Source organism: Streptococcus sp. HMSC066F01 (assembly GCF_001837335.1).
Taxonomy (GTDB): domain Bacteria; phylum Bacillota; class Bacilli; order Lactobacillales; family Streptococcaceae; genus Streptococcus; species Streptococcus oralis_S.
In genome coordinates this window covers 551135-575519 of the sequence record NZ_KV832118.1, presented here as the reverse complement: position 1 = coordinate 575519, position 24385 = coordinate 551135, and the positions used below count along the sequence as shown (strand labels likewise).

Here is a 24385-nt window from a genome sequence, read left to right as displayed (position 1 = left end):
AACTTCATTTACAGGAGCGTCTGTTGGTTTATCGCTAATAGTGCCTGTTCCAACTGTTACGATCTCTGATACTGCTGGAGTTGTCACTTCGTTAGAGAGTTCCTGACTTCTCTCTACTTTGCCATCTACCATGTACTGACGGGTGACGATCGTACGCACTCCATCTTGACCAGCTTGGGTTATCTTGGTCTGGCCAACTGGCAAGCTATCACTCTCTACTCGTTCTCGAGTGTAGGGTTCTGCTACCGTTGTGGTAACATCTTTTTCTTCAACCTCTAGACTTGGAACTTCATTTACAGGAGCGTCTGTTGGTTTCTCGCTAACAGGGCCTGTTCCTACTGTTACGATTTCTGATACTGCAGGAGTTGTCACTTCATTAGAGATTTCCTGGCTTCTCTCTACTTTTCCATCTACCATGTACTGACGGGTGACGATCGTACGCACTCCATCTTGACCAGCTTGGGTTATCTTGGTCTGGCCAACTGGCAAGCTATCACTCTCTACTCGTTCTCGAGTGTAGGGTTCTGCTACCGTTGTGGTAACATCTTTTTCTTCAACGTTTAAGCTGGGAACTTCATTTATTGGAGCGTCTGTTGGTTTTTCACTAACGGACTCCCCTGGGCTTGGTTTTGTAGGAGAAGGGATCTTGCTTCCGACTTTTCTAATCTCAGAAGTCGGCTTAGTCGTTATCTGATTGGAAACCTCCTCTGTATGGATAACCTGACCATTTAAAATGTAGCTGCGGGTCACAATGGTACGACTACCATTTTTCCCTGCCTGAATCACCTCAGTTTGACCTTGTGGCAAATCAGTTGCCTCTACTTCCTCCACTTGGAAAGGAATAATCTCTGTACGACTCGTTTCTTTACTATCAACCTTTAACTCTGGTTGTTCAAAGACAGGAGCATCATTTGGTTTCTGAGCACGATACTCTTCCTGCGCTTGGCTTCCGTTTGAAGTTTGAACCGGAGTATCAATAGGAGCCGAATGATTCAACTCTTTCTTGCCATCAACTGAAGGCTTCACTTCTTTTTGAGATTTCAAATAGCCTACATATTGGTAGCCTTCAATCGTAAGTGGGGATTGCAATGTTTCCCCGACCTGTACAGTCAATTCCTGATTATAGTCTGCCAGCATTTGATTTGTCAAAGCCAAGGAAGTTGGCGCAATCAGCTGACTTCCTAGACTGGTCAAGAGCATGAAAGAAGCGAGTTTCTTGCGATCATCTCTTCCCAGTTTAATCGCTACGACCAGTAGCACAATGCCTGCCCCCGCTGCAATTGAGCTAATGAGTTGGCTATGACCAGTTGCAGGCAACTGTCTCGTCGGACGATAAATCAAATAGTATGTATCATCTGTTTCCTCAGCAAACTGTGGCAGTTCTTTGACTACCAACTGCTTCTCTTGGTCCGTGAGCTCACTTTCTGTCACGTACTTATAGTGGATTTGTTTTGTGACGGATGGCGTCTGTTCACTAGCTGCTACACTAGCAAGAGAACCTCCTCCACTAAAAAGGTAGAAAACCCCTACCAAAGCAGAAACTAAACCAACCGAAACTTTTCTCAATGAAAAACGCTGGTGCTTTTCTCCTAAATAATTTCTTTTCATTCCTAATCTTTCCTTCATCATGATTTGAATCCCCTCTATTCTACCGAAATTTACTAGATTATTCAATTTATTTGCTATAAATAATAGCCACAAAAAACTGCTAATCTTTTCAGTTCATTTACGCTGTCAAAATCCTTAACTTATAAGGTCTTGAATGCACAAACAAGATCAGGGAGAATCACAGAAAAAAATTCCTAGGTAGCCTTAAACCTAGGAATTTTTTAAATTTTAATCAAACAGAATCGTTTCCTTATTTCTTGAAAATAGACTGTCTGAAGTCGTCTGTCTCACGAAGATAAGCGTTGTAAATCTTCTTCTTGAGCAGGTTAACCCAGCTAGCTTCGACACGGCTAGTAGCATTGGTAATGTTGCGTACATCCTCTGCCACGGCTGCGTCCATCAACTGCTGCATCTCTGCATAAGAACGAATGGTTACTTTCTTGGTACTGTTTGGATTTTTAAGCTCGTACTCAATGGTGATTGGCTTCAGCTTGGTTAGCTGATCAATTCGCTCCTTGTACATGGCCTTCTTGAAGGCTGCCCAAGAGGTGTATTCACCCTTAAATACATTTTCCAAGACTTTCTGGTCTGTCACGAGACCGACATCTCTTCCAGACCATCCGTCCCACGTTTTCTTCCCTTCATCGAAGGCTTCCTGAGAGTACTGACCAGAAACATAAGGGACAAATCCGTCATGATAGCCCTTGGCTGCCAGTAATTCATAGGCTGTGCGACGGAACATAACGTCTCCAGGTGCTCCATTTGGATTGCTCAAGGCTGAGTAAATTGGTGAGAAAAGGCTGAGGCTGAGGTAGCCATTTCGACCATATTTCCCACTTTCTTTATTCTCCCGACGAGTGATCACATCATTATCAATCAGGGAGTCAAAGGTCTTCAGCTGCTTGATTTCCTCAGCTGTGAAGCTTCGCGTCTGGTTACCTGCGTGGGTCTCCTTACCATACTTATCTGTAATATAGTAATTCTCCATCTTCCTGAACCACTGTAACTTGGCAGCATCGCTCTGCTTCAACATAGAAGTACCTTCTAGATAGTCCAAGGTGTAGATCATGTCAAACATACCATGGACATAGTGTTGTAGGTCTGCTGCATTTTGAACGCGTTCCTTGAAATTATAGGTATGCATACGTGTCTTAGAATCCTTATCCACCTTGAAGAGAGTATTGAGCGTAATGGTTGGTTCATCTGCGCTCGGTGAAGACTGCAAGAGTCCGCGAGCATAGAGTTCCGCACCCAAGCCCTCACGACGACCATAACCTTCAAAGTAAATAGCACCGTCAGAGTTATGGGTCATCTCATGCGTGTAGACTGAGTTACCATAGTCTTCCAACAATTTAGCAGCATCAAAGTGAGTTACACTACCCGTAGCATAGGCATTATAGCCCTTGCTTGGATACCACTTGCCAGCTGGTCCAAAGAATTCCTGCATAGCCTGTGATTTTTTGTCATTAGCTGGAGCCCAATATCTTTGACCATTCTTGTCAACCAATGAGAATCCATCATACACCAGAACCGAACGGAAGAGCTTGTCCTTGCTTTCTGGACTGAGAATCTTATACCAGAAATCATAGTGGTCGCGCTGGTATTCAGCTGTTTTTCTCACTCTGTCTTCGACATATTCAACTAGTTCTGCGTCTGTTCGCACTCTGTTATTGGCATCCAGGCGGTAACGATCATAAGCCCCCATAGAGAGGGTAGACATATTAGAGATAGCATAGACACCCTTCTCTGTCATGGTCAAGAGTGGCAGGAGCATGCCCTTGTGTTCCCAATTATCTGCAGTAATCTTGTCATAAACACCGACAGAGTACTTGCTCTTGCCCTCGGCTGCGTCCTGAAGCTGTCTCGCTTCTGCTACATCGGACTTAGCCTCAACGATGTAGGCTTTTGTATTGGTCTTGAGCCATTCATTATTGGTCTTGTATGGTAGGAAGAGCTGACGGTAGCCTTCAAGGTAATTGAAGAGTCCTCGCTTGCCAGTTGCTTCAGAGAGCGAATTATCATATGCTGTATAGTTGTTCTTAGCCTTTAGATTCTCAAGTCCTGATTTCCCTAAAGAAATGATTGTATCAAGAACCGAAACGTCATTCTTACCATAGAAATCCAACTTGTAAGCCGATAGGTCCTTAACATTAAAGTTGTCATAGTTGATATTATACCAACGGTTAAGGTAAGTCAACCCTAATAGGAAAGCTTCTTTATCAGCAAGAATCTTCTTAACAAGATAATCCTTAACTACTTCACCTTCAGTATTGATAGCTTTATCCATAGCTAGCACTTTGCGAAGCTCACCTGATAGCTTGCTTTTCACTTGCGTAAATGCAGTGTCTAAGTATAGTTCATCCAAAGAAGTATCTGCGGCTACTCCGAGAGCTGTACGCATAGCTGGCGAATCAAGAACGACTTTGTTTAACTCTGGCAGGACTTGATTTAGAATACTAGTATAATCTGATACAAAGGCTTCTGGAGTATAAAGAAGGTCTAACCCCTTGATACTATACTCAGCAATGCCTTGGTTGACGAAATCTCCCTGATAAGATATTTCTAGGTAGTCAATAGTATTGTCCATGTAGTGCAGCATCAAACGATTGATTGCTGTTTTATTGCTATGGATATCAGTGATAACCTGGTCGCCCTTCATCGGAACAACATCCAGTAGGTACTCCTTGTTCAACTTATGCTCTTTCGGGATCTTGTTCGCAAACGAAACAATGGTTTCTTTATTGTAGAAAGGAAGCAGTTTCTCCATATTTGCATAAGAATATCCACGGTCGAATTGAGCATTGTTTACCTCACCATAGTCGACATAACGCATATTTAGATTCGTGTCATCTAGGCTAGTCGTGATGTCCATAGCAGTCAGTTTTTCTTCCATTTCTTCTTGAGTAATAGTAGAAGTAACAAACTGATCGTTTTTCAAGGTTTCACTTTTAGCAACTTTATATGCTTGCGTAATGCGGTCATTTTTGTATCCCTGATCCCCAGAAATACTGTAAACATTTGTACCGCTAACATTACTGATAACATTATCAACTAAACCATTGAAGTAGTTCGAGCCGACCACTCCACCGATTTGACCGTTAGTGGTTGAATTATATAATTTTCCTGTCACATAAGATTTGGTGATTCGAGCATTGTTTTCTAGACGTCCAGCCAAACCACCGATACGTTGTTCATTTGATCGAGCACCACTAATAATCGTTACATCTGCTTTACTTTGGCTAAGAAGAGATTCTCCTCCTTTAAGGCTTGCAACCAAACCACCTACGTTATAGGCTTTGATGTGTTGACTGTTAGATAGGATGGTACCCGTAAAGGAACTATTTGTAATCTTCGTATTGGTTCCATTAACTACAAGACCAGCTACGTTAGAAGCGTTGCCTACTACCGATACTCTCCCCTGAACAGAAACATCTGTGATTCGCGCATTCTCCGCATTGCGTGCCAGCGCAGCCGAGTCATAGGTACCCACGATATTCACATCTTTAAAGTCGATATTGGAAATGGTAGAACCACTCTTGAGGTTTTCAAATAAGGGCTTGGCTAGATTATAAATGGCATATTGCTTACCATTATGACTACCTGTCAGACTACCTGTGAAGTTCCCTTTGAGGTAGACATAATCTGCAGGTGCAAGACTAACCTCACTAGCATCCAAATCAGCTCCCAACACATAATTTCCTGCCATATTTCGCTTCATAGCGTCTACCAATCCAGCAAAGCTAGTGTAGACATTTTGCTGGCTTGGGACTGCCTTACTGATGTAGAAGTCGTGCCCAGACTTATAGCCCGTTTCACTTTCTTGGACGAGTTCAGGAAGGGTTACATTAACCTTATAGACTGCCTTGCCATCTTTCTCTGCTTCAGAAATGCTGTGAACTGGTAGGAGAATTTCCTTGGATTCGCTTGATTTGATCTTGACGAAGTAAGTAGACAGATCCGTAGGCATAGAGTTCATCGATACAAAGCGCTTGTATTGGTCGTTTTCTTTATGATAAAACTCAACGGAATCAATATCACGGAAGGCAATCTTCTTGTATTCTAGCTCAAAGTTACGACTGTCTGTTTCAAACTCAGTAAAGTTGCCATTATCCAATTCATAAGTCAACTTAGTTTTCAAAGTATAACCTGTGTAGTAGTCTAGGTCGCCAATTTTCAAGCCTCCAGCAAAGTTGGTAATTGGAAGAGTGCGAATCAGCTGATCTCCCTGGTACAATTCTGCAGTTGCTGAGCGGAAGGACTGGGTCTGGTCTTCCAATCTATATTGGACCGTCACCGACTTATCATCAGCATTTTCAGTCAAACTTAAAATCGAAACAGTCGGCTTGACTTTAGGCACTCCATTTAGTGCTTCTTTGGATGCTATCAGGCTAGCAAAAGCTTGGTTGACCTGTACTTGTGTAGCAGTCTGATTGTTCAAAACTCCTTCTGCCTTGGTCAATTCGTCAGTATAAGCTGTCTGCTTTTCTGAATCCGCATTCTTATATTTAACCGAGGTTTTAACCGTTGGATTTAAATCGTACTCAGTCTGAAGAGCTGTTTTAACAACTTCAAGACCACTTAATTGCGCCTTGGCTTGATTGATTTGTTCCACCAGTTGGTTGACTTCTGCTTGGCTGGCTTGGGATTGGCTCAGAATCGCTTGGCCTGCCGTCAAAGCAGCATCATAGTTAGCTTGATGACTCTGACTATCGTTGAAATAACGGGCCTGAGCTTTAATCTGATTCGCTTCTGCCAAGAGACTATGCAGTGAAATTAAATCGAACTCCTCTAAAGCGTCTGCTTTCGGTGCATCACTTGGTACCATAGTTGGCTTAGCCGTGCCGACTTTGACGATTTGTGTTATAGGAGCTAGTGTTTCTTCATTAGATAATTCTTGGCGGTCAACAACTTGACCGTTAGAACTGTAAACACGAGTCTTAATGGTACGTTCGCCTTGAACACCCGGAGTTGTGATTTGGCGAGCATCTCGAACAAGCTCATCCGTATATTGCTCCTCGATGTTAAAGGCTATTTTCTCTACGAGGGTTTCATCTGTGTAAGTCAGTGGATACTCTGGCAAAGCGTCTGCTTTTGGCGCATCGCTTGGTACCATGTTTGGTTTAGCCGTACCGACCTTGACCACTTGCGTTACGGGAGCTAGTGTTTCCTCGTTGGACAACTCTTGGCGGTCAACCTCTTGACCGTTAGAACTGTAGACACGAGTCTTGATGGTACGTTCACCTTGGACACCCGGAGTCGCGATTTGACGAGCATCTCGAACAAGCTCATCGGTTTCTTCTTCACGAATAGTGAAGTTAATTTTCTCAACGCGAATTTCGTCAGTATATGTCAGCGGATACTCTGGAAGAGTTTCTGCTTTTGGTGCTTCATTCGGTACCATGCTTGGTTTAGCCGTGCCGACTTTGACGATTTGCGTTACAGGAGTCAAGGTTTCCTCATTAGATAACTCTTGACGGTCGACAACTTGACCATTGGAACTGTAGACTCGGGTCTTAATCGTACGTTCACCTTGGACACCCGGAGTTGTGATTTGACGACTTCCTTCTGGAATTTCATCTGTATATTGCTCGTCAATAGAAAAATCAATCTTTTCTATTCTAACCTCATCATTTGCAGTCAATTCCAACTCAGAATTCTCATGAATAGGCGCTGTTTCTGGACTGGTGCCATACTCTGCTAATTCTGGAACTTCGTGAACTGGGGCTGTATCAGGAGTTGTCCCATATTCCGTCAGTTCTGGGGTCTCACGAACTGGAAACGTCTCAGGACTGGTGCCATATTCCGTCAATTCTGAAACTTCGTGAACTGGCGCTGTTTCTGGACTGGTGCCATATTCTGTCAGTTCTGGGGTCTCACGAACTGGAGACGTCTCAGGACTAGTCCCATATTCCGTCAATTCTGAAACTTCGTGAACTGGCGCTGTCTCAGGAGTTGTGCCATATTCTGCCAATTCTGGAACTTCGTGAACTGGAGTTTCTTTTGGTATCGAGTTAGCTGGAGCTGTTCCAACTAAAATAATTTCAGAAACAGGTTCAAGTGTCACTTGATCAGAAATCATTTCGCTTTTCACGATTTCTTGACCCTTACGATAATGACGAGTCACAACTGTACGTTGACCTCGAACACCTGATTGTATAACTTTTGATTGGCCTTGAGCCAATTCATCGGTATATTGGTATTTTGTCTGATAAGGAAGTTCTTGGACTGACTTTTGCTCACTAATTTTTAGTTCTGGTAAGTCATAAATAGGAGTTGAGCGTGTGAATTCAATCTCCTTGGCAGCTATAGCTTCTCTTTCTTCCTCAGTTAAAGCATCACCCTTATCTGAAACAATCTCTTTCATATCAAGATTTGTTTCACTCGGTTTAAGCTCACTTCCCTTCTCTTTCTCCAAGTCAAGTGTCGGATTTTCCTTCTGAACAGAATGAGCTAAATGACTATCATTTTGTTCTTCATTCTTTAAGTAACCGATATAGTCGTAACCATCAATTTTCAATGGCGCTGGCAGTGCATCTCCAAGACCCAAGTTAAGACTTTGATTATATGCCGCAAGTTCGATATTCGTCACTGCTAAGACTGTTGGAGATAGCAGCATGGATCCCATTCCAGTTACCAACAAGATCGAAGATAAATACCTCTTCCCATTTCTTCCTTTAACAACTACAAGCACTAGTAATGCAAGACCCATCGCTGTAAAAGTGGATTCCCAAAGGCCGGAGTGACCTGTCTTAGGCAATACTCCAGATGAATTCGCTTGAGTAGTCGGACGATAAACTAAGTAATAAGTCTCTGAAGCATCCTCAACATGCTTTGGAATCTCCCTGATCAAGGCACTCTTCTCTGCCTCCGTCAATTCAGACTCCACTACGTAGTGGTATTTGACCTGAGCAGACTGCTGACTTTGAATTTCTGCTGCCTTCACAGAAGTCAAGCCCCCAGCCATTTGCCCATTCAAAAAGAAGCTTCCAATAGTCGCCGAAACGAGCCCAACGGACAACTTCCTGAAAGAAAAGCGCTGTCGTTTTTCTCCATAAAACTGATGTTTCATTCTCAAAATTTCCTCTTCAATATATTATTCAATCCTTTCTATTCTACCTGATTTCACTTGATTATTCAAATTATTTGTCGCGATTTTTAGAAGCAACACAAGCTTTTGAAAAGTACCAAAACACGACCTCTCTTTTTAAAAACATCTCAAAAAATCAACTTAAAACTCTTCCTAAAAATGTTGAATTTCTACATCTTTATCCTAAGCTTTTACCAGCAAAAAAAGAGAGAAATGACTTCCTCTCTTTTTCCTTTTCATCTCATCTTAAACTATAAGAAGACATATTTCTAATCTGATTATTTCGCTTCAAATCCTTCTGCAACTGCATCTGCAAAGTTTTCTTCTACGATGCTTGCACAGTGGTCACAAATGACGGCATAGTAACTACGCTCAGCAGTAGTTGGATCGATACGACGGCAGCGGTCACATACTTCACCTGTAGCGCGTTCAACTGTAAAGGCAACATCTTCAAAGCTTACTGCACTCTCTGGAGCTGGTCCTTCTGCGATGGTCAATTCTGACACGATCAAAAGTTGAGCTACATTACTGTCCACTGCTCCAAGAAGAGTTTTCACCACTTCATTTGGATAAACTATCAAGTGGGCTTCGAGTGATTTACCGATTACTTTTGCATTACGCGCTTCTTCCAAGGCTTTTTGAGCTTGTCCACGGAAATCCATGAAGGCTGACCATGTATCCAAGATCTCTTCCTGGTTGGCAAAAGTTTCAGCTTCTGGTAATTCTGATAATTGAACGAAGTCTTCAGCTTCAAACTCAAGATAGGACCAGATTTCCTCTGCTGTGTGAGGAAGGATTGGTGTCAAGAGTTTGGTGATTTTGACAAGAATGTCATAGAAGACAGTCTGCATCTGACGGCGTTCGAGTGATTTGGCACCTTCGATGTAGACAACGTCTTTAGCAAAATCAAGGTAGAAAGCTGACAAATCAACGTTGATAAAGTTCACCAAGGCCTTGTAGATTGTCAAGAATTCAAAGTTTGCATAAGCATCACGAATGGTCTTGACAAGCTGGTTAAAGCGGATGGTCATGTACTTATCAACCGAACGAAGCTCATCGTAAGCCACTGCGTCTTGAGCTGGGTTAAAGTCAGATGTATTGGCAATCAAGAAGCGAAGTGTGTTCCGGATCTTACGGTAAGTTTCAGAGACTTGGCTCAAGATATCCATAGAGATACGTACGTCGTTGCTTGAGTCTACACTTGTTACCCAGAGACGCAAGATTTCCGCACCAAATTGTTTTTCAACATCACTTGGAGCAATAGTATTTCCAAGGGATTTAGACATCTTCTCACCTTTACCGTCAAGGGCAAAACCTTGTGACAAGATTTGTTTGTAAGGTGCCACACCATGGTTGGCAACGGATGTGATAAGTGAAGAGTTGAACCAACCACGATATTGGTCAGAACCTTCAAGGTAAAGGTCTGCTGGGTATTTGAGTTCTGGACGGTTAACTACTACTCCATTCCATGATGAACCTGAATCAAACCAAACGTCCATGATGTCTGTTTCTTTCTTGAACTCGCCATTTGGTGAACCTGGATGAGTAAATCCTTCTGGCAAAAGGTCTTTGGCATCACGTTCCCACCAGATGATAGAACCGTGTTCCTCAAAGAGTTGAGCCACGTGCTCGATCGTTTCAGCTGTCATAATAGCTGTACCATCTTCTGCGTAGAAGATTGGAAGCGGAACACCCCAAGCACGTTGACGAGAGATAACCCAGTCGCCACGGTCACGAATCATATTGTAAAGACGAACTTTCCCCCATTCTGAGTGGAACTTCACTTTTTCAATTTCATCCAAGATTTCTTGGCGGAATTTAGATACAGAGGCAAACCATTGTGGAACAGCACGCCAGATGATTGGTTTCTTGGTACGCCAGTCAAATGGGTATGAGTGAGAAATTTCTTCTTGAGCAAGGAGCAAATCGCCCAGTTTTTCGATAACTGTTGGTACAACCTTGTCATAGAATTGACCTTCGAACTCAGCACCAGCATTGGCCATCATGATCCCGCGTTCATTAACTGTTACAGCAACTTCAAGGCCGTTGGCAACACCAACATTGTAGTCGTCCTCACCAAAACCAGGGGCTGTATGGACGATACCTGTACCAGAGTCAGTCGTAACGTGGTCACCAAGGATTACCAACTCATCTACAGCTGTATCCCAAGGGTGAGCTGTCACGATTTGGTTCAATTCTTGACCACGGTAGGTCGCCAAGACTTGAACATCCGCCCAACCAAATTTCTCAGACAAGCTATTCAACAATTCTGAAGCAACCACAAACTTACGAGATTCACCAGCTGGTTGTACGACTACGTAATCAATATCAGCTCCAACAGTCAAACCACGAGAAGCTGTAATGGTAAATGGAGTAGTTGTCCAAACTACGATGTAAGTATCTGTATCGACCACACCTTTTCCATCTTTGACACGGTTAGCATAGTAAAGGGAAGTTGAAAGCAAGTCATGGTATTCAATTTCCGCTTCCGCAAGGGCTGACTCAGAAGACCATGACCAGTAAACAGGCTTGGCACCACGGTAGATATAACCTTTTTTAGCCATTTCACCAAAGACACGGATTTGAGCCGCTTCATAGTCTGGAGTCAAGGTCACATAAGGATTTTCCCAGTCACCAGAAACACCCAAACGTTTAAAGTCTTCGCGTTGTTTATCAACTTGAGAAAGAGCGTAGTCACGGCAAAGTTTCAAGTACTCAACCAAGTCCATTTCTTTACGTTTCACGCCTTGTTTTGCCAAAACTTGCTCGATTGGCAAACCATGTGTATCCCAACCTGGGATGTAAGGTGCATAGAATCCTGACATAGACTTAGAACGAACAATAATATCTTTGGAAATCTTGTTCATGGCATGTCCAACGTGGATATTTCCGTTTGCATACGGAGGTCCATCATGCAAGGTGAAATGTGGTTTTCCTTGGTTCAATTCTTGACGACGTTGGTAAAGTTTTGCTTCTTCCCATTCTTTTTGCCAAACTGGTTCTTTGGTTGGAAGACCAGCACGCATTGGAAAATCTGTTTTCCCTAGATTGAGGGTTTCTTTAAGTTTCATTGTTACTCCTTTAATTTAAATTGACAAAATAAAAACCACGATTCGCAAAAAGGACGAAAATCGTGGTACCACCTTTGTTCGAAAAAAGACCGTGTCTCTTTTCCTCTTTTCCCGTAACGTGGGGAACGTCCAGTCTTACTATTTTCGGACTAGATTTATTGAGAGGATAATCTAACCACTAGGGATTGCAGGACTCTCACCATCTCCCGCTCGCTGAAAATATAGTTGGTTAGATCTTGTTCTCACATTTTTTTATAGGATAAGAACAGATTCTTTATTTGCATCGTCCTCAGTTGCCGCAGTAGCTTCTACTTCAACTGACTCTTCATGCTGGTCACTTTCTTCTGTCTGTTGATTTTGTTGAGCTTCAAACTCAGCTAATTCTTTGTTGCCAGCCTCGATACGAGCTTGCAATTCAGCAACTTCTTCTGGTGTGAATTGACGAGTCATATCAATAGGCTCTTCCTCTGGTTGTAAAGATACAGTTTCACCAAGAACTTCACCCACCACTTCTTTAAAGGCTTCATCACTTGTCTGAAGGTAAGTAGCTGTTGGGCGAAGAATGTCTTCCCAATCAGATGACTCGACAATAGCTAATTGACTTTCAATCGTAGATTTGAGGCGTTGATGGAATACACGGCTCTTATTCTTCAACTCTTCTGTCTCAACAGCCACTCTCTTCGCATTATCTGTAGCCTGACGGAGAATTTCATTTGCCTTGTATTTCGCTTCTTCAAGCAAACGCTGAGCATCTTGTTCAGCTTGTTGAATAATATTGTTTGAACGTTCTTGAGCAGCTTGTTTAACACGCTCCGCTGTATCTTGAGCAATCAAAACTGACTGACTCAAGGAATCCTTCATCTCATCAAAGTAAGACAAACGTTCTTCCAAACTCTTGATGTGTGTCTCTTTATCATGATTGCTACGAACCAAGTCTTCGTAGTCACGAACAACGATATCCAGAAATTCATCTACTTCTTCTGGATCAAAACCTCTAAATCTTGTACCAAAGGTTTTATCTTTAATTTCTAACGATGTAATTGGCATACTTTTCCTCACTTACTTAATAAAAAATAGAATCATTAATTGCTTCTGGTTCTTGCTCACTTGTTACTGTTCTCTTAGGAATATCATTCGTATAATAGGAAAGACGTTCTTCTAGTTTTTTGATATAGAGTTCAGTTTCATCTTTGTATCGAATCATCTCCTCTAATTCAAAGTAAATCTTATCTAGAAAGAGGTCAACTTCTTCCTGATTGTAGCCTCTGAATGTTCTTGAGAAAGCTTTATCACTTATTTCTTGTGGTGTAATCGACATATTTTTTCTCACTTGCTTAAAAGTAGCCGGACTGTTAGTTTTTTCTTATCCTTTTTGGTCTGACCATTGTCTTTGACAACTTTCAAACGACCAAACTTTCTCACACTGATCAAATCTCCAACTGCAACCTGGTAATCAGATTTTTCAACAACATGATAGTTTACCTGGACAGATTTTTTCTCAATCAGTTGACTAGTTTGATTTCTAGATAATTTCAAGGCACTTGATAAGAGGGCATCCAATCGAAAACTCGAAACTAAAATTTCTCGTTCTCTATAATCAATTTTAGACAAAATCCTATCGGTAAAAGGACATTCCTCCAGCGATACAGGAAGTCTGCCAATCTTTCTTATTCCATCCTGAAAAAGAGGAATGAAATCACGATTGACAAAAATCTGTGCTCTCTTTTCATCTACCAAGATATCACCAAATAATTTACGGTCAATCCCTAGTTGGTTGATGATTGTTCCCAATATTTTTCCATGACTCAGTTGTTCAAACTTACTCGGATAGCAAATTTCCAACAAGGCCATTTCAAAGTCTGATATCTCCGGTTCAAAGTAATCTGGATAGAGAAGAACTCGAACCGACTCTGTCGGAAGAAAATCACCACTACTTTGGCAACCCAGTCCATATGTCCCAGCTAGCACCCTCAAGATCTGTTCCTGATGGGGATTGATAAATGGAGTAAGCACTGGTGCATAGGTATCTTCTACCCGCTTGATCCACTCTAATCCCTTATCAATAAAGGGAATATCATCTTGAGAAAAATGCTGATAAATGGCTCGATTTACTGTCATAGTAATAGGACTAGTCGTGTTAAGATATTTCCAACAAACTGAATCAGAATCAGCGCTGCCCAAACCGTAAAATCAAGACCAGCAAATTGTAGATTGAGCTTACGAAGGGGCTCAATAACTGGACGAGCAAGTCTGATAACTAGGCGACCTAGCTGGCTTTCATAGGCATTTGGAAACCATGAAAGAAGAGCAAATGCAACGAGAATGATGGAATAAATGCTGACCGCATTTTGGATTAAACGAATTAAGAAAATCATTATCTTGCTCTATTTCGTTTAATATCAAAACCAAACTCAGCGCTTTGTGATTCATCTGGAAGTTTGATATCTTCAATATTCACGATAACGTTGACAGGAGTCAATAGATACATCGTACTCGCAACTTTTTTCATATTTCCAGCCAAGACATGACGGGCTCCATCCAAGTAATCAAGGCAACGACGGGCTTGTACTTCTGTCATGTATTGGAAATCAATCAAAATACTTTCATTTCCAGCCAACAAATCTACAATTTCAGTTGCATCTTCATATTTTCTTGGATAGCGAACGTCAATTGTCACTTTCTCATCTGAACGATGGCTTTGCATTGCCAATTCTTGCTGACGCGCATGAAGACGAGTAATATTTGCATCTTTTGCTGATCCTGACTGAGCAGGTGCTGGTAATTCTTTAGAAGTTGAGATGGCTGGGCTAACTGTTTCCTCTTGTTGAGTCTGGTAGTTAGTCGTTTCTTCTCCGTCTTCTGTAAAATAATCTATAAATTTATCGAATCTATCTTTTAAAGACATAGCTCTCTCCTATTTAAAAAATGCTGTACCGATTCGAACAAAGGTTGAGCCGAACTGAATCGCTTCCTTAAAATCACGACTCATTCCCATGCTTAGCTCTGTCATCGGCATATTAGGGATTTGTTTTTCTCTAATTTCTGCTTGCAGAGCCTGCGTATCCTTGAAAATTTCTTTCAATTCATCACTGTCTGCCTCAAAAGGAGCCATGGTCATTAAACCAACATACTCAATCTGATCTAACTTAGCCAATTCTGGCAAAAGTTCTAGCAATTCTTCTTTTGAAAACCCATGCTTGCTTTCTTCCCCAGAAATATTGACCTGCAAGAAACACTTGATAACATGATCTGTTCTCTTTTGAATTTCCTGGGCTAACTTTAAGGAGTCTAAAGCATGAAAGTAATCCACAAATGGGATTACTTCTTTCACTTTCCGTCTCTGTAGTGTTCCTATTAAATGCCAAGTAACTGGGTAATCTTTCAAGGCCTGATATTTTTCTAAAAATTTATCGACTCGATTTTCACCTATATGACGGACACCAAGCGGAAGCAAGGCTTCCGCTGTTTGTACATCTACATACTTTGTCACTGCGATTACTGAAACAGCATCTAGAGCACGGTTGGCTTCTTGACTAGCATCAGCTATTTGCTGAAAAACTAATTCAGTATTTTTTTTCAAATTCATTGATTAACGATTTTTGAAGAATGGAGGTGTATCCAATTCATCTTCATCTTGTGAAACTGGTGTTTCGAAGCGTTCTACTGGTGAAACAACTGGATCTGTTTGGCGAACAATAGACTCACGACGCAAATCCCAGTCTCCAAAAGCAGAGGCTTGGTTTGTTTCAAAACGACGTGGGCTTGATTTAGGCAATTCTGCTGTCTCTTCCAAGTCGAATTGACGGTCAAATGTGTGTGCTTGTGGCGCTTTAGTTGATGGACGTCCAACTGGTTGGTTGTTACGAGCTCCAACTACTTTTTCCACGCGCTCTTGACGAACACCTGTCGCTACAACAGTAACACGGATTTCATCCTTCATGCTTTCGTCAATTGATGTTCCAAGCCAGATGTTTACACCTTGACCAGCTGCTTGGTTGACAATTTCTGAAGCTTCTTCTGCTTCAATCAAAGTCAAGTCAAGACCACCAGTAACGTTGACGATGACATCCTCTGCACCATCAATAGTTGTTTCAAGAAGTGGAGAGTAAATAGCTTTACGAGCCGCTTCAACAACGCGTTCTTCACCACTACCGATACCGATCCCCATAAGGGCATTCCCTTTGTTGGCCATTACAGTTTTCACGTCAGCAAAGTCAAGGTTAATCAATCCTGGGTTCGTGATCAAGTCAGTAATCCCTTGAACACCTTGGCGAAGGACATTATCTGCTTCGCTAAGAGCTTCAAGAAGTGGCGTTTTCTTATCAACAATTTCAAGCAAGTTGTTATTAGAGATAATCAATAAAGTATCAACATGCTCACGAAGTTCGTTGATTCCTTCTACAGCGTACTGACCACGTTTGCTTCCTTCAAATCCGAAAGGACGTGTCACGACACCAACTGTAAGAGCACCAAGATCTTTAGCGATACGTGCAATAACAGGGGCTGCACCAGTACCAGATCCACCACCCATACCTGCAGTGATAAAGACCATGTCTGCTCCAGTGATAGCTTCCGTCAAAGCTTCTTCACTTTCTTCTGCAGCTTTACGTCCAACTTCTGGACGACCCCCAGCACCCAAACCACGAGTCAATTTAGGACCAAGTTGGATAACTGTTTCTGCTTTTGTACTGCTAAGGGCTTGTACATCAGTGTTGGCTGCGATAAATTCTACACCAGCAACACCTTCGTCAACCATGCGGTTAATGGCGTTACCACCACCACCACCGACACCAATTACCTTAATAACTGCGCCTTGAGCTGCTGCTGTATCAAATGAAAATGTCATAATTTCTTATCCTCTTTTATTCATCAAACATGCTTCCGATCAAACCACGGAAACGTTCTGTTAGCTTCGGTTTACTTTGAGAACTTGCTTGGAATTCTTCCTTCGGAGCAACTGGAGCTTCCTGCACAGTTTCAGCTGGAGCTGCTTGTGCTGGACTTGGTTGCGCTACTGGATTCAAACGTTGATTTGGAATGCCAAAGTTGATTGGTTTTTGACGAAGGAATTCATCTCCTTTAACTGCTTTTTGTGCAAGAAGATTGACTTCAGTCAATTTACCAGCAAACTCAGACAAGCTAATCACATGCGCAAATGCAGGGTTGCGAATTCCAACTTGATTTGGTACATAGAGTTTTACGCGAACACCAAATACTTCTTGGGCTAATTCAACAATTCCTGGCAAAATTGCATTTCCACCGATAAGGACGATACCTCCAGGCAAATCTAACAAGTGTCTTCTTTCCAACTCTTGTTTGATTTGGTCAAAGATATGTTTGATGCGTGCTGAGATAATTTCTGCCAAATAGCTTTCTGTTACTTCAACAGGTTCTACTTCACCAATTACTTCAACTTGGAAAGTTTCGTTACTTGCTAGTGGAACGTAAGCTTCACCATAGTTCAGTTTCAAACTTTCTGCAATTTTTTGAGATGTTTTCAAGACTTTAGAGATGTCTTTAGTAACGTAATCTCCACCTTCTTGGTAGATGTTAGTGAACTGCAATTCTTGGTTACGGATAGTCGCTACAGTAGTCTGACCTCCACCCATGTCAATGACAGTCGCACCAAATTCGCGTTCTCCTTCATTGAGAACGGAGTTCACAATTGCCAAAGGTGAAATAATCACATTATCAACATGAATACCTACACGCTCAACTGTCTTACGAAGATTGTGTAGAATCGTACGAGGACCTGTGTAAAGCAGACCACGCATTTCCAAGCGAACACCCATCATACCACGAGGGTCACGGATGCCTTGGAATCCATCCACGATGAATTCTTCTGGAATAAAGGTAATCACTTCACGATCAGGAGTCATGCTCTTTGTCAAAGCTGATTTGACAACATTTTCAACATCTTGATCTGTGATTTCTTTAGTATCTGAAGTTACAGGAATCATTCCTTGTGTTGGTTCAACCTGCAAGAGGTTTGCTGGAAGGCCAACGTTAACAGACTTAATAGAAATACCAGCTTTCTCTTCTGCCTGTGTGATTGCAGATTTGATTGCTGAAGCAGCTGCTTCAATATCAACAATAATTCCGTCTTTTACACCTTTACTTTTGGCATTGCTAACACCAATTACATTTACTTCACCATCTCTATGCTCAGCTACTAGCACTTTAATCGAGCTAGTTCCGATATCTAAGCCTGTAAAAAAACCATCTCTAGTCATTACATCGCATCCTCTCTGTCTTCCAAGTTTCTCACTTCTATTTAATAACTATGTTTGGGCATAGCTATTCAAAGAATATTATAACACAAAAAATCCAATCGTGCTTAGTTTTTGATAAAATTCCTGCATGTTTTTTGAGAAAATTCTAGAAAAATTCTTCTTCTAAGAGATTTTTTGAAGTTAACGTTCACAATTTCCTTTCTGCTTCTTAAAAACCCAAAAAAGAGAAGATCATTTTAGATCTTCTCTTGAATAAATTCTTCCGATTTTTGTTGTAAAAAATTTTCTACTAATTTCCCTGTTAAGCGAATTGCTATTACGATAACAGTCGAAACAATGAGATAATTTAAGGGTTGGCCGAAGCTTCCAACAAGTGGTGGTTTGTTTAAAAAGCCATAATCCCCACCTACAACTAAGTTGACAACCCATATCAAGCCATTTAAGGCGAAGGTGATCACCGTCACATTCTTCAAATCAAGAAGGGAAGGTTGATAGTTCCTAAACAAGTATAGGAGCGCATTTCCTAAAAGGGCAACATGTCCGATAATGAAGGACAAAATGGTCACGTGTGGAAATGGGTAGGGATCAAAGAGGGGGTAAGCCAGTGCTGCTGTTGCTCCAAAAGTTCCTAAAAGAGCAAAGTACTGTTTGTACTTGGATGTTCCTGGAATCAAGAGCATAACAAACATGGCGATACGGCAATGATAGAAGGGTAAACTTTCTGACAGAGGCATGAGATTGCCCCAATACCAGCTATACAGAACAATCAGTTGAACAGACTGAAGGATCTGAATAAAACGCTGGTAAGCCACTTTATCGCGAAAACGATAAGAAGCATAGAAAGTAAGAGCCAGTAAACATAACAAACCAATGTACCAGTGGAGTTCAAACTGGGGCGGTTCTGATATCTGTGTGGTAAATAATTTATCCCACAAATTCATATTCTATTCCTCGTTCATCTAGCTAGAGGCAGTAAAAAAAATTCACTCCCCCCAGCTTTTAAATTTTTTGAAAAAACTTGATTCTATGCATGGCATAGAATACTTGAGTCTTAAATTCGCAACCTATTATATCATTTGTATTGCAGAAATGCACCTTGTAGATACCCTTTTTTGATTTGTCCACTTCTCTAGCATAAACTAATCAACATATTGGTCTCTTTGTCCTTTATAAACCTGCCAAAGAATCTCCATTTGCTCCTTGGTGATGCGTTTTTCAGATAAGACTGGCAATTGGTCAATGGCAAAAAATTGAAGCTCAGCAATTTCTTGATTCTCTTGAAATTGTCCATCAAGAAGCTTACATTCAAAGACAAACTTTGCATATTGTTTGCTCTGTAGTTGGAAACGATTGGTATCAAAAACGGCAAGTAACCTTTCAGTTTTTGCTGTAAAACCGGTTTCTTCTTCAATTTCTTTAAGAATATTTTCGGTTGGAGAATAGCCAACTTCACCAAAACCACCTGGCAAAGCCCAACTATCCTCCCCTTTTCCTCTAACTAAACAGACTTTTTCATCCTCAACAATCCAAGCACGGACGTCCATCAGAGGAGTTGCATAAGCGGACGTTGGTTTCAAGACTTCTGCCACTTCTTCTGCATCGAGGTCTGATACCTGATTCAACATTTCAGATAACAGGATTCGCAAGTCCTCGTAGCGCTCTCGGTCGAAAGGATCTTTTGTAAAGGTTAATCCAGTATCCGTAATGGCTAACATTCTTTGCAGATACTTGGTAAAATCACTTGCATTCATTTTCTAAACTTTCTACCAACTTGGCTAGATTCATGGAGTTAGAGCCTTTAAGCAAAATTTGGTCATTGGCACCGAGGCTTTCCTTGACTTGCTTAACAAGGTCTTCAAATTGGTCCTCGTCAGCTGTTTTCTTAAAGTAGAAAACGTGACCGATTGGGAACATTTGACTAGCCAGCTGGCTTAATTCCGCAATATCTTCTCCGTAGAAAATAACGGTATCCAGCACATCTGGCGATAGGCTCAAAATCATCTGGTTATGGAGCTGGACTGACTGGTCTCCGAGTTCCTTCATGTCTGCCAAGACAGCGATTTTCTTGCCTCCTTCGTTGGCTGGGATAGCAGAGAATGTCTCCAAAATCAACTTCATAGCAGTTGGATTGGCATTGTATACGTCAGACAGAATATCTGCTCCATTGGCTGCTTTCTTCCACTCAGTACGGTTACGCGTCAATTCTAGGTTCTGGAAGGCCTGATGAATTTGCTCCTCTGAAACTCCTTCTTGTAGAGCCACATAAGCAGCAATCATAGCATTGGTGGCATTGTACTTACCTGTCACTGGCAAATCGAGGGCTTGTCCCAAGAAATTAGCCTTAAAGGTCAGACTATTCTTGCGCTCAATCAAGTCTGTGACTTCTAACTCAGCTCCTGACCCAAAACGGACCACTTTTTTATCTGTAGGCAAGTAGTCCTCTATAATCGGGTCAGCTGGTGCCAAAAGCAAAGAACCTGGTGCCATACCATCAGCAATTTGCATCTTCCCTTTAGCAATCTCCGAACGGTCTTTGAAAAAGGCCAAATGAGCCTCTCCAACCAAGGTCACAATGGCTGTCTTAGGATGAGCCAATTTAGACAAGAGATGGATATCTCCCAAGTGATCCTGCCCCATCTCCAAGACCAACTTTTCAGTATCATCTGGCATATGAAGAACTGTGTAAGGAAGACCAATTTCGTTATTGTAATTGCCCTGAGTTTTGTAGGTCTTGTAGGTTGTTGACAATAAATGTGCCAACATATCCTTGGTCGTCGTTTTTCCATTTGAACCCGTTACTGCAAAGACATCAACAGCCGTTTTCTCAAGATAGTAGGCTGCGAGGGTTTGAAAGGCAGTCAAAACGTCGTCTACTAGAATGTAGGGATGATTGGCAACCTCCTTCTCAGACAAGGTTACTACTGCACCATTTTCAAAAGCTGTTTCGATAAAGTCATGACCGTCACGCGCACCTTTAAGTGGAACAAATAAATCTCCAGCAGTGATTAAACGACTGTCAAACTCAGCCTTTTCTAACTGAACGTCCGCAAAAAGACTAACATCATTTTTAGCTCCAACAGCTTGGGCCACTTCATGGATTGTTAATTTCATTTCTACTCCTTTAAAAAGGGTTGAAGTCCAAGAACTCTAGTCACCATGCAGTGATCGTCCTGACTTCTACCCCTTCTTTCATTTTTATAGCAAATGCGCTTCGCGCTTGTCAAAACTTTGCTTAGCAAGGTCAACCAAATGCTCGATTAGTTCTGGGTAGCTGATTCCCATATTGTCCCAAAGTAGTGGATACATAGACCACTGGGTGAAACCTGGCATAGTATTGAGCTCGTTTAGGAAAATTTCGCCCTTATCTGTATAGAAGAAATCACAACGAGACAGACCGAGGCCACCAATCGCACGGAAGGCAGTTTCTGCATTTTGACGCATGATAGCTACCACATCATCACTGATTTTAGCCGGGATATCCATGGTAATCTTGTTATCGATGTATTTGGCATCATAGTCATAAAAGGCAACATCCTTAACCACTTCACCAGGAAGCGTGCTCTTAACATCGTAATTGCCCAAAAGACCAACCTCGATTTCACGGGCATTCACCCCTTGCTCTACCAAGACACGGCTGTCATATTGGAAGGCAAGTTCCAAAGCTTGGCGGAGTTCTTCTTGATTTTCAGACTTAGAAATACCGACACTAGAACCCATGTTTGACGGCTTCGTGAAGACTGGGTAAGTCAATTTTTCTTCAACTTCAGCGATTTTAGCAGTCACATCGTCCCCTTCGACGATAGCCACATAAGGTACTTGGGCAATCCCGACAGATTCTAAAACACGCTTGGTCGTGATTTTATCCATGGCAAGACTAGATGACAAGATATTGCAGCCAACATAAGGCATTTTCAAAACTTCTAGAAATCCTTGAACAGAACCATCTTCTCCCATCGGACCATGAAGAACTGGAAAGACCACTGCACCTTCTTCATAGATGGCACTTGGCGCTATTTTCTTGTCCCAGTCAATAGTCGCATTGGTCATGAGACGGTCTTCTTGACCTGGAGTCTGGCTAAATTCCTGTGTTTTGATAAAGTCACCTGACTGGCTGATGAAGAAAGTCTTGACTGTGAAACGGTCGTAGTTGACCGCACGCATCACACTTTCAGCTGAAAGGACAGAGACTTCACGCTCTGCACTACGCCCACCGTATAAAAGAATAATCGTTTGTTTCATATTGCTTGTCCTAATTCTAATAGAATACTCGTTCTTTAGTATATCATATTTGCTTCTTTTTTGAAACTTGTATCTAAAAAAGCCCTCATTTGAGAGCTGAAATGTTACCTATCCACCACTTGAGCTTCAAAGTAAGCTGGTTTGTCGTCTACATTGGTGATAGTGATCATGTAGGACTTGTTATTGGTTACATAAAAAACTTTCTCCCCTTGGTAGCTGACAACAATCCCATTCTTTACCAAATGAATATCTGTTTGATTGTTTGGAAGCTCTTTATCATCATACCTTTTTGGAGCTCTATCTATTCTGCAAAATTTCGTTCTCTTTCCTTTTTCTACGCTGACCCGACCACCTGATAAACTGCAACAATACTATCATACGAAGAATCAAATAGACCAAACGAAGGATTTTCATCCTAGTAAGAACTGAGCTAAACTCTTCTCTTACTAATTCTATTTCCTGAATTAAATCCTCAATATTCTTACCTAGCTTTTTCTCTACAATAGTTGCATTTTCTGATATCAGATAATATTTAGCATCCAAAGTTGAAAAATACGCTTCAGAAAGTGTTCCTTCTAAAGGAAATGAAATATCGTAATTATTATTAGGAGTTTGATTATATTCTGCGAAGACTTGTTGACCATATTTACAAGGATACCCCGTAATTTTAATATTTTTATAATCTAAATGCATTAACCCGTCTAAGGCAGGGGTCGTCCACTCCTCTTTATAGTGGTATAATTTCATTTTCTTATCTACCATTGGCCAAACTATAACATACCGACTATGCATGAATTCCTTAGTTAATGCAGAGTTACTTGCCAAACTGGTCGCACCAATCTCATATACTGACCAAATAAGTACTAAGAGCATTAAGACAGCTTGAGTTGGTTTGTTTTTATAATAGTTTTTCATTTTATTTAACATTTTACTCTCCAACTGCGGGATTAGGTTTATCTAAATCTTTTTTTGACATTTTGACTAGTATTCGCCACTAGATCCTTTCTTGCATATTCGAAAGAAACAAGCTGATTGTTACTTTCAAAGCAAATAAGTCTCCTTTACTAAACAATTGCAACTACTGAGGCCTAGTTTACGGTTCCTAAATCTACCGATCCACCACTTGAGCTTCAAAGTGCGCCGGTTTGTCGTCTACATTGGTGATGGTGATCGTGTAGGACTTGTTATTGGTTACATTAAATACTTTTTCCCCTTTGTAACTGACAACAATTCCATCCCGTACTAAATTAATGTCCTTTTGATTGTTTGGAAGCTCTTCATCATCATTTTCTGAATGATTTCTTCTAAAAAGTTTTTGTTCTTCAACACCATAAAAAATATCGCTATCCATCTCAAACCAAACTTTTTTACCTGATAATTTAAGCTTATTAGTATCATTTTTTTTCAAGATTAATTCTGAGTAGTATTCTACATCATGTGTCCGAGGATTTACTGTAAAATTAGCCGACTCTCCTGGTTGCAGAGTATACTTACCAAGATTTTGTGCCCATAGATTAAAGAAAAAAATAGCCGCCAAAACTACAACAAGTGTTAAACTACAACCTAAATTCCAATTTGATTTTCTCTTCAAGTTCATTTGTAACTCTCCTTATAGTCATTAATTCCGTCTTGAATCATCTTAGCATCTCCTGGATTATCTCCATAATTTCCATTAATAATGTTCTCTAAATATTTCAAAAGATTCTTATCTGACCATCCCTGAGCCACTCCTGCCCCAACTCTCAAATATGCATCACTCGATTCTAAGTAACCTTTACCAAAATAGCCAAAGAGATAATTTCCCAAATAATCAGACTTCATCCCTTGTTTCCACTGGCGTCCCCAGAGTGAGAACGGATAATCTTCTCTGTATGTTCTGTTTTTTAAGTCTAGAGGTTTATTAGAATTAACCAAATCTATAAATGTTCCATTGTCCCCAATCTCATTTCCTATAGCAATCGAATTATCGACTCTTCCATTATCACCAGTGCTTTTCCATTTTCCAACTTATCTAAGATTTCTGGTATTCTTTATGCAAATCCTTAGCTTTCTTAGAAGGATCATATTTTGCACTCTCAATCTTCACATCCTTGATCTTCTGCACCCAGCTCATGTCCACACCGTCCGCATAGTAGTTGCCATCACTA

Annotated in this window: 18 protein-coding genes; all 18 read right to left on the bottom strand. The window is 41.2% G+C overall.

What is annotated here, in order from left to right; translation table 11 throughout:
• The coding region (locus HMPREF2655_RS07145; protein ID WP_257367887.1) for a G5 domain-containing protein at positions 1–1608 on the bottom strand (1608 nt) is incomplete at its 3' end.
• 250 nt (positions 1609–1858) lie between these two features.
• Entirely contained in the window at positions 1859–8677 is a 6819-nt protein-coding gene (locus tag HMPREF2655_RS07140; protein WP_070838324.1) for a ZmpA/ZmpB/ZmpC family metallo-endopeptidase, read from the bottom strand.
• 296 nt (positions 8678–8973) lie between these two features.
• Positions 8974–11766, bottom strand: a complete 2793-nt coding sequence (gene ileS / locus HMPREF2655_RS07135; RefSeq protein ID WP_070838322.1) for an isoleucine--tRNA ligase — start codon at positions 11764–11766, stop codon at positions 8974–8976.
• A gap of 252 nt (positions 11767–12018) precedes the next feature.
• Positions 12019–12813 (bottom strand): DivIVA domain-containing protein, encoded by a 795-nt coding sequence (locus tag HMPREF2655_RS07130; protein ID WP_049490008.1) that lies wholly within the window; start codon positions 12811–12813, stop codon positions 12019–12021.
• 16 nt (positions 12814–12829) lie between these two features.
• Positions 12830–13084, bottom strand: a complete 255-nt coding sequence (locus HMPREF2655_RS07125) for a DivIVA domain-containing protein (RefSeq protein ID WP_000028988.1) — start codon at positions 13082–13084, stop codon at positions 12830–12832.
• 8 nt (positions 13085–13092) lie between these two features.
• Entirely contained in the window at positions 13093–13884 is a 792-nt protein-coding gene (locus tag HMPREF2655_RS07120) for a YlmH family RNA-binding protein (RefSeq protein WP_049520441.1), read from the bottom strand.
• Positions 13881–14141 carry a YggT family protein gene (locus HMPREF2655_RS07115; protein ID WP_000576500.1) on the bottom strand — a complete coding sequence of 87 codons (261 nt, stop codon included), beginning with the start codon at positions 14139–14141 and terminating at the stop codon, positions 13881–13883. Before HMPREF2655_RS07115 ends, HMPREF2655_RS07120 begins: the two co-directional genes overlap by 4 nt.
• Positions 14141–14671 (bottom strand): cell division protein SepF, encoded by a 531-nt coding sequence (locus HMPREF2655_RS07110; protein WP_000053370.1) that lies wholly within the window; start codon positions 14669–14671, stop codon positions 14141–14143. The genes HMPREF2655_RS07115 and HMPREF2655_RS07110 overlap by 1 nt, the downstream gene beginning before the upstream one ends.
• 9 nt (positions 14672–14680) lie before the next feature.
• Positions 14681–15352 carry a YggS family pyridoxal phosphate-dependent enzyme gene (locus tag HMPREF2655_RS07105; RefSeq protein WP_049505659.1) on the bottom strand — a complete coding sequence of 224 codons (672 nt, stop codon included), beginning with the start codon at positions 15350–15352 and terminating at the stop codon, positions 14681–14683.
• A 3-nt stretch (positions 15353–15355) separates the two neighbouring features.
• A complete protein-coding gene (gene ftsZ / locus HMPREF2655_RS07100) occupies positions 15356–16612 on the bottom strand; it encodes a cell division protein FtsZ (RefSeq protein WP_000144261.1) in 1257 nt (418 codons plus the stop codon).
• A gap of 16 nt (positions 16613–16628) precedes the next feature.
• Positions 16629–17999 (bottom strand): cell division protein FtsA, encoded by a 1371-nt coding sequence (gene ftsA / locus HMPREF2655_RS07095; protein WP_000196345.1) that lies wholly within the window; start codon positions 17997–17999, stop codon positions 16629–16631.
• Positions 18000–18235: 236 nt separating this feature from the next.
• Positions 18236–18940, bottom strand: coding sequence for a YwaF family protein (locus HMPREF2655_RS07090; RefSeq protein ID WP_070838320.1), 705 nt, complete (start codon positions 18938–18940; stop codon positions 18236–18238).
• 198 nt (positions 18941–19138) lie between these two features.
• A complete protein-coding gene (locus tag HMPREF2655_RS07085) occupies positions 19139–19750 on the bottom strand; it encodes an NUDIX hydrolase N-terminal domain-containing protein (protein ID WP_070838318.1) in 612 nt (203 codons plus the stop codon).
• Positions 19737–21110 (bottom strand): UDP-N-acetylmuramoyl-tripeptide--D-alanyl-D-alanine ligase, encoded by a 1374-nt coding sequence (murF, locus tag HMPREF2655_RS07080; RefSeq protein WP_070838316.1) that lies wholly within the window; start codon positions 21108–21110, stop codon positions 19737–19739. Before murF ends, HMPREF2655_RS07085 begins: the two co-directional genes overlap by 14 nt.
• A gap of 84 nt (positions 21111–21194) precedes the next feature.
• Entirely contained in the window at positions 21195–22238 is a 1044-nt protein-coding gene (locus tag HMPREF2655_RS07075; protein ID WP_070838314.1) for a D-alanine--D-alanine ligase, read from the bottom strand.
• Between the two features lie 297 nt (positions 22239–22535).
• Positions 22536–23165: a hypothetical protein gene (locus HMPREF2655_RS07070; protein ID WP_070838312.1), complete on the bottom strand. Its 630-nt coding sequence runs from the start codon at positions 23163–23165 to the stop codon at positions 22536–22538.
• A 181-nt stretch (positions 23166–23346) separates the two neighbouring features.
• A complete protein-coding gene (locus tag HMPREF2655_RS07065; protein ID WP_001050128.1) occupies positions 23347–23835 on the bottom strand; it encodes a hypothetical protein in 489 nt (162 codons plus the stop codon).
• Positions 23832–24152 (bottom strand): polymorphic toxin type 44 domain-containing protein, encoded by a 321-nt coding sequence (locus HMPREF2655_RS10090; RefSeq protein ID WP_180364320.1) that lies wholly within the window; start codon positions 24150–24152, stop codon positions 23832–23834. The genes HMPREF2655_RS07065 and HMPREF2655_RS10090 overlap by 4 nt, the downstream gene beginning before the upstream one ends.
• Positions 24153–24385: the final 233 nt, after the last annotated feature.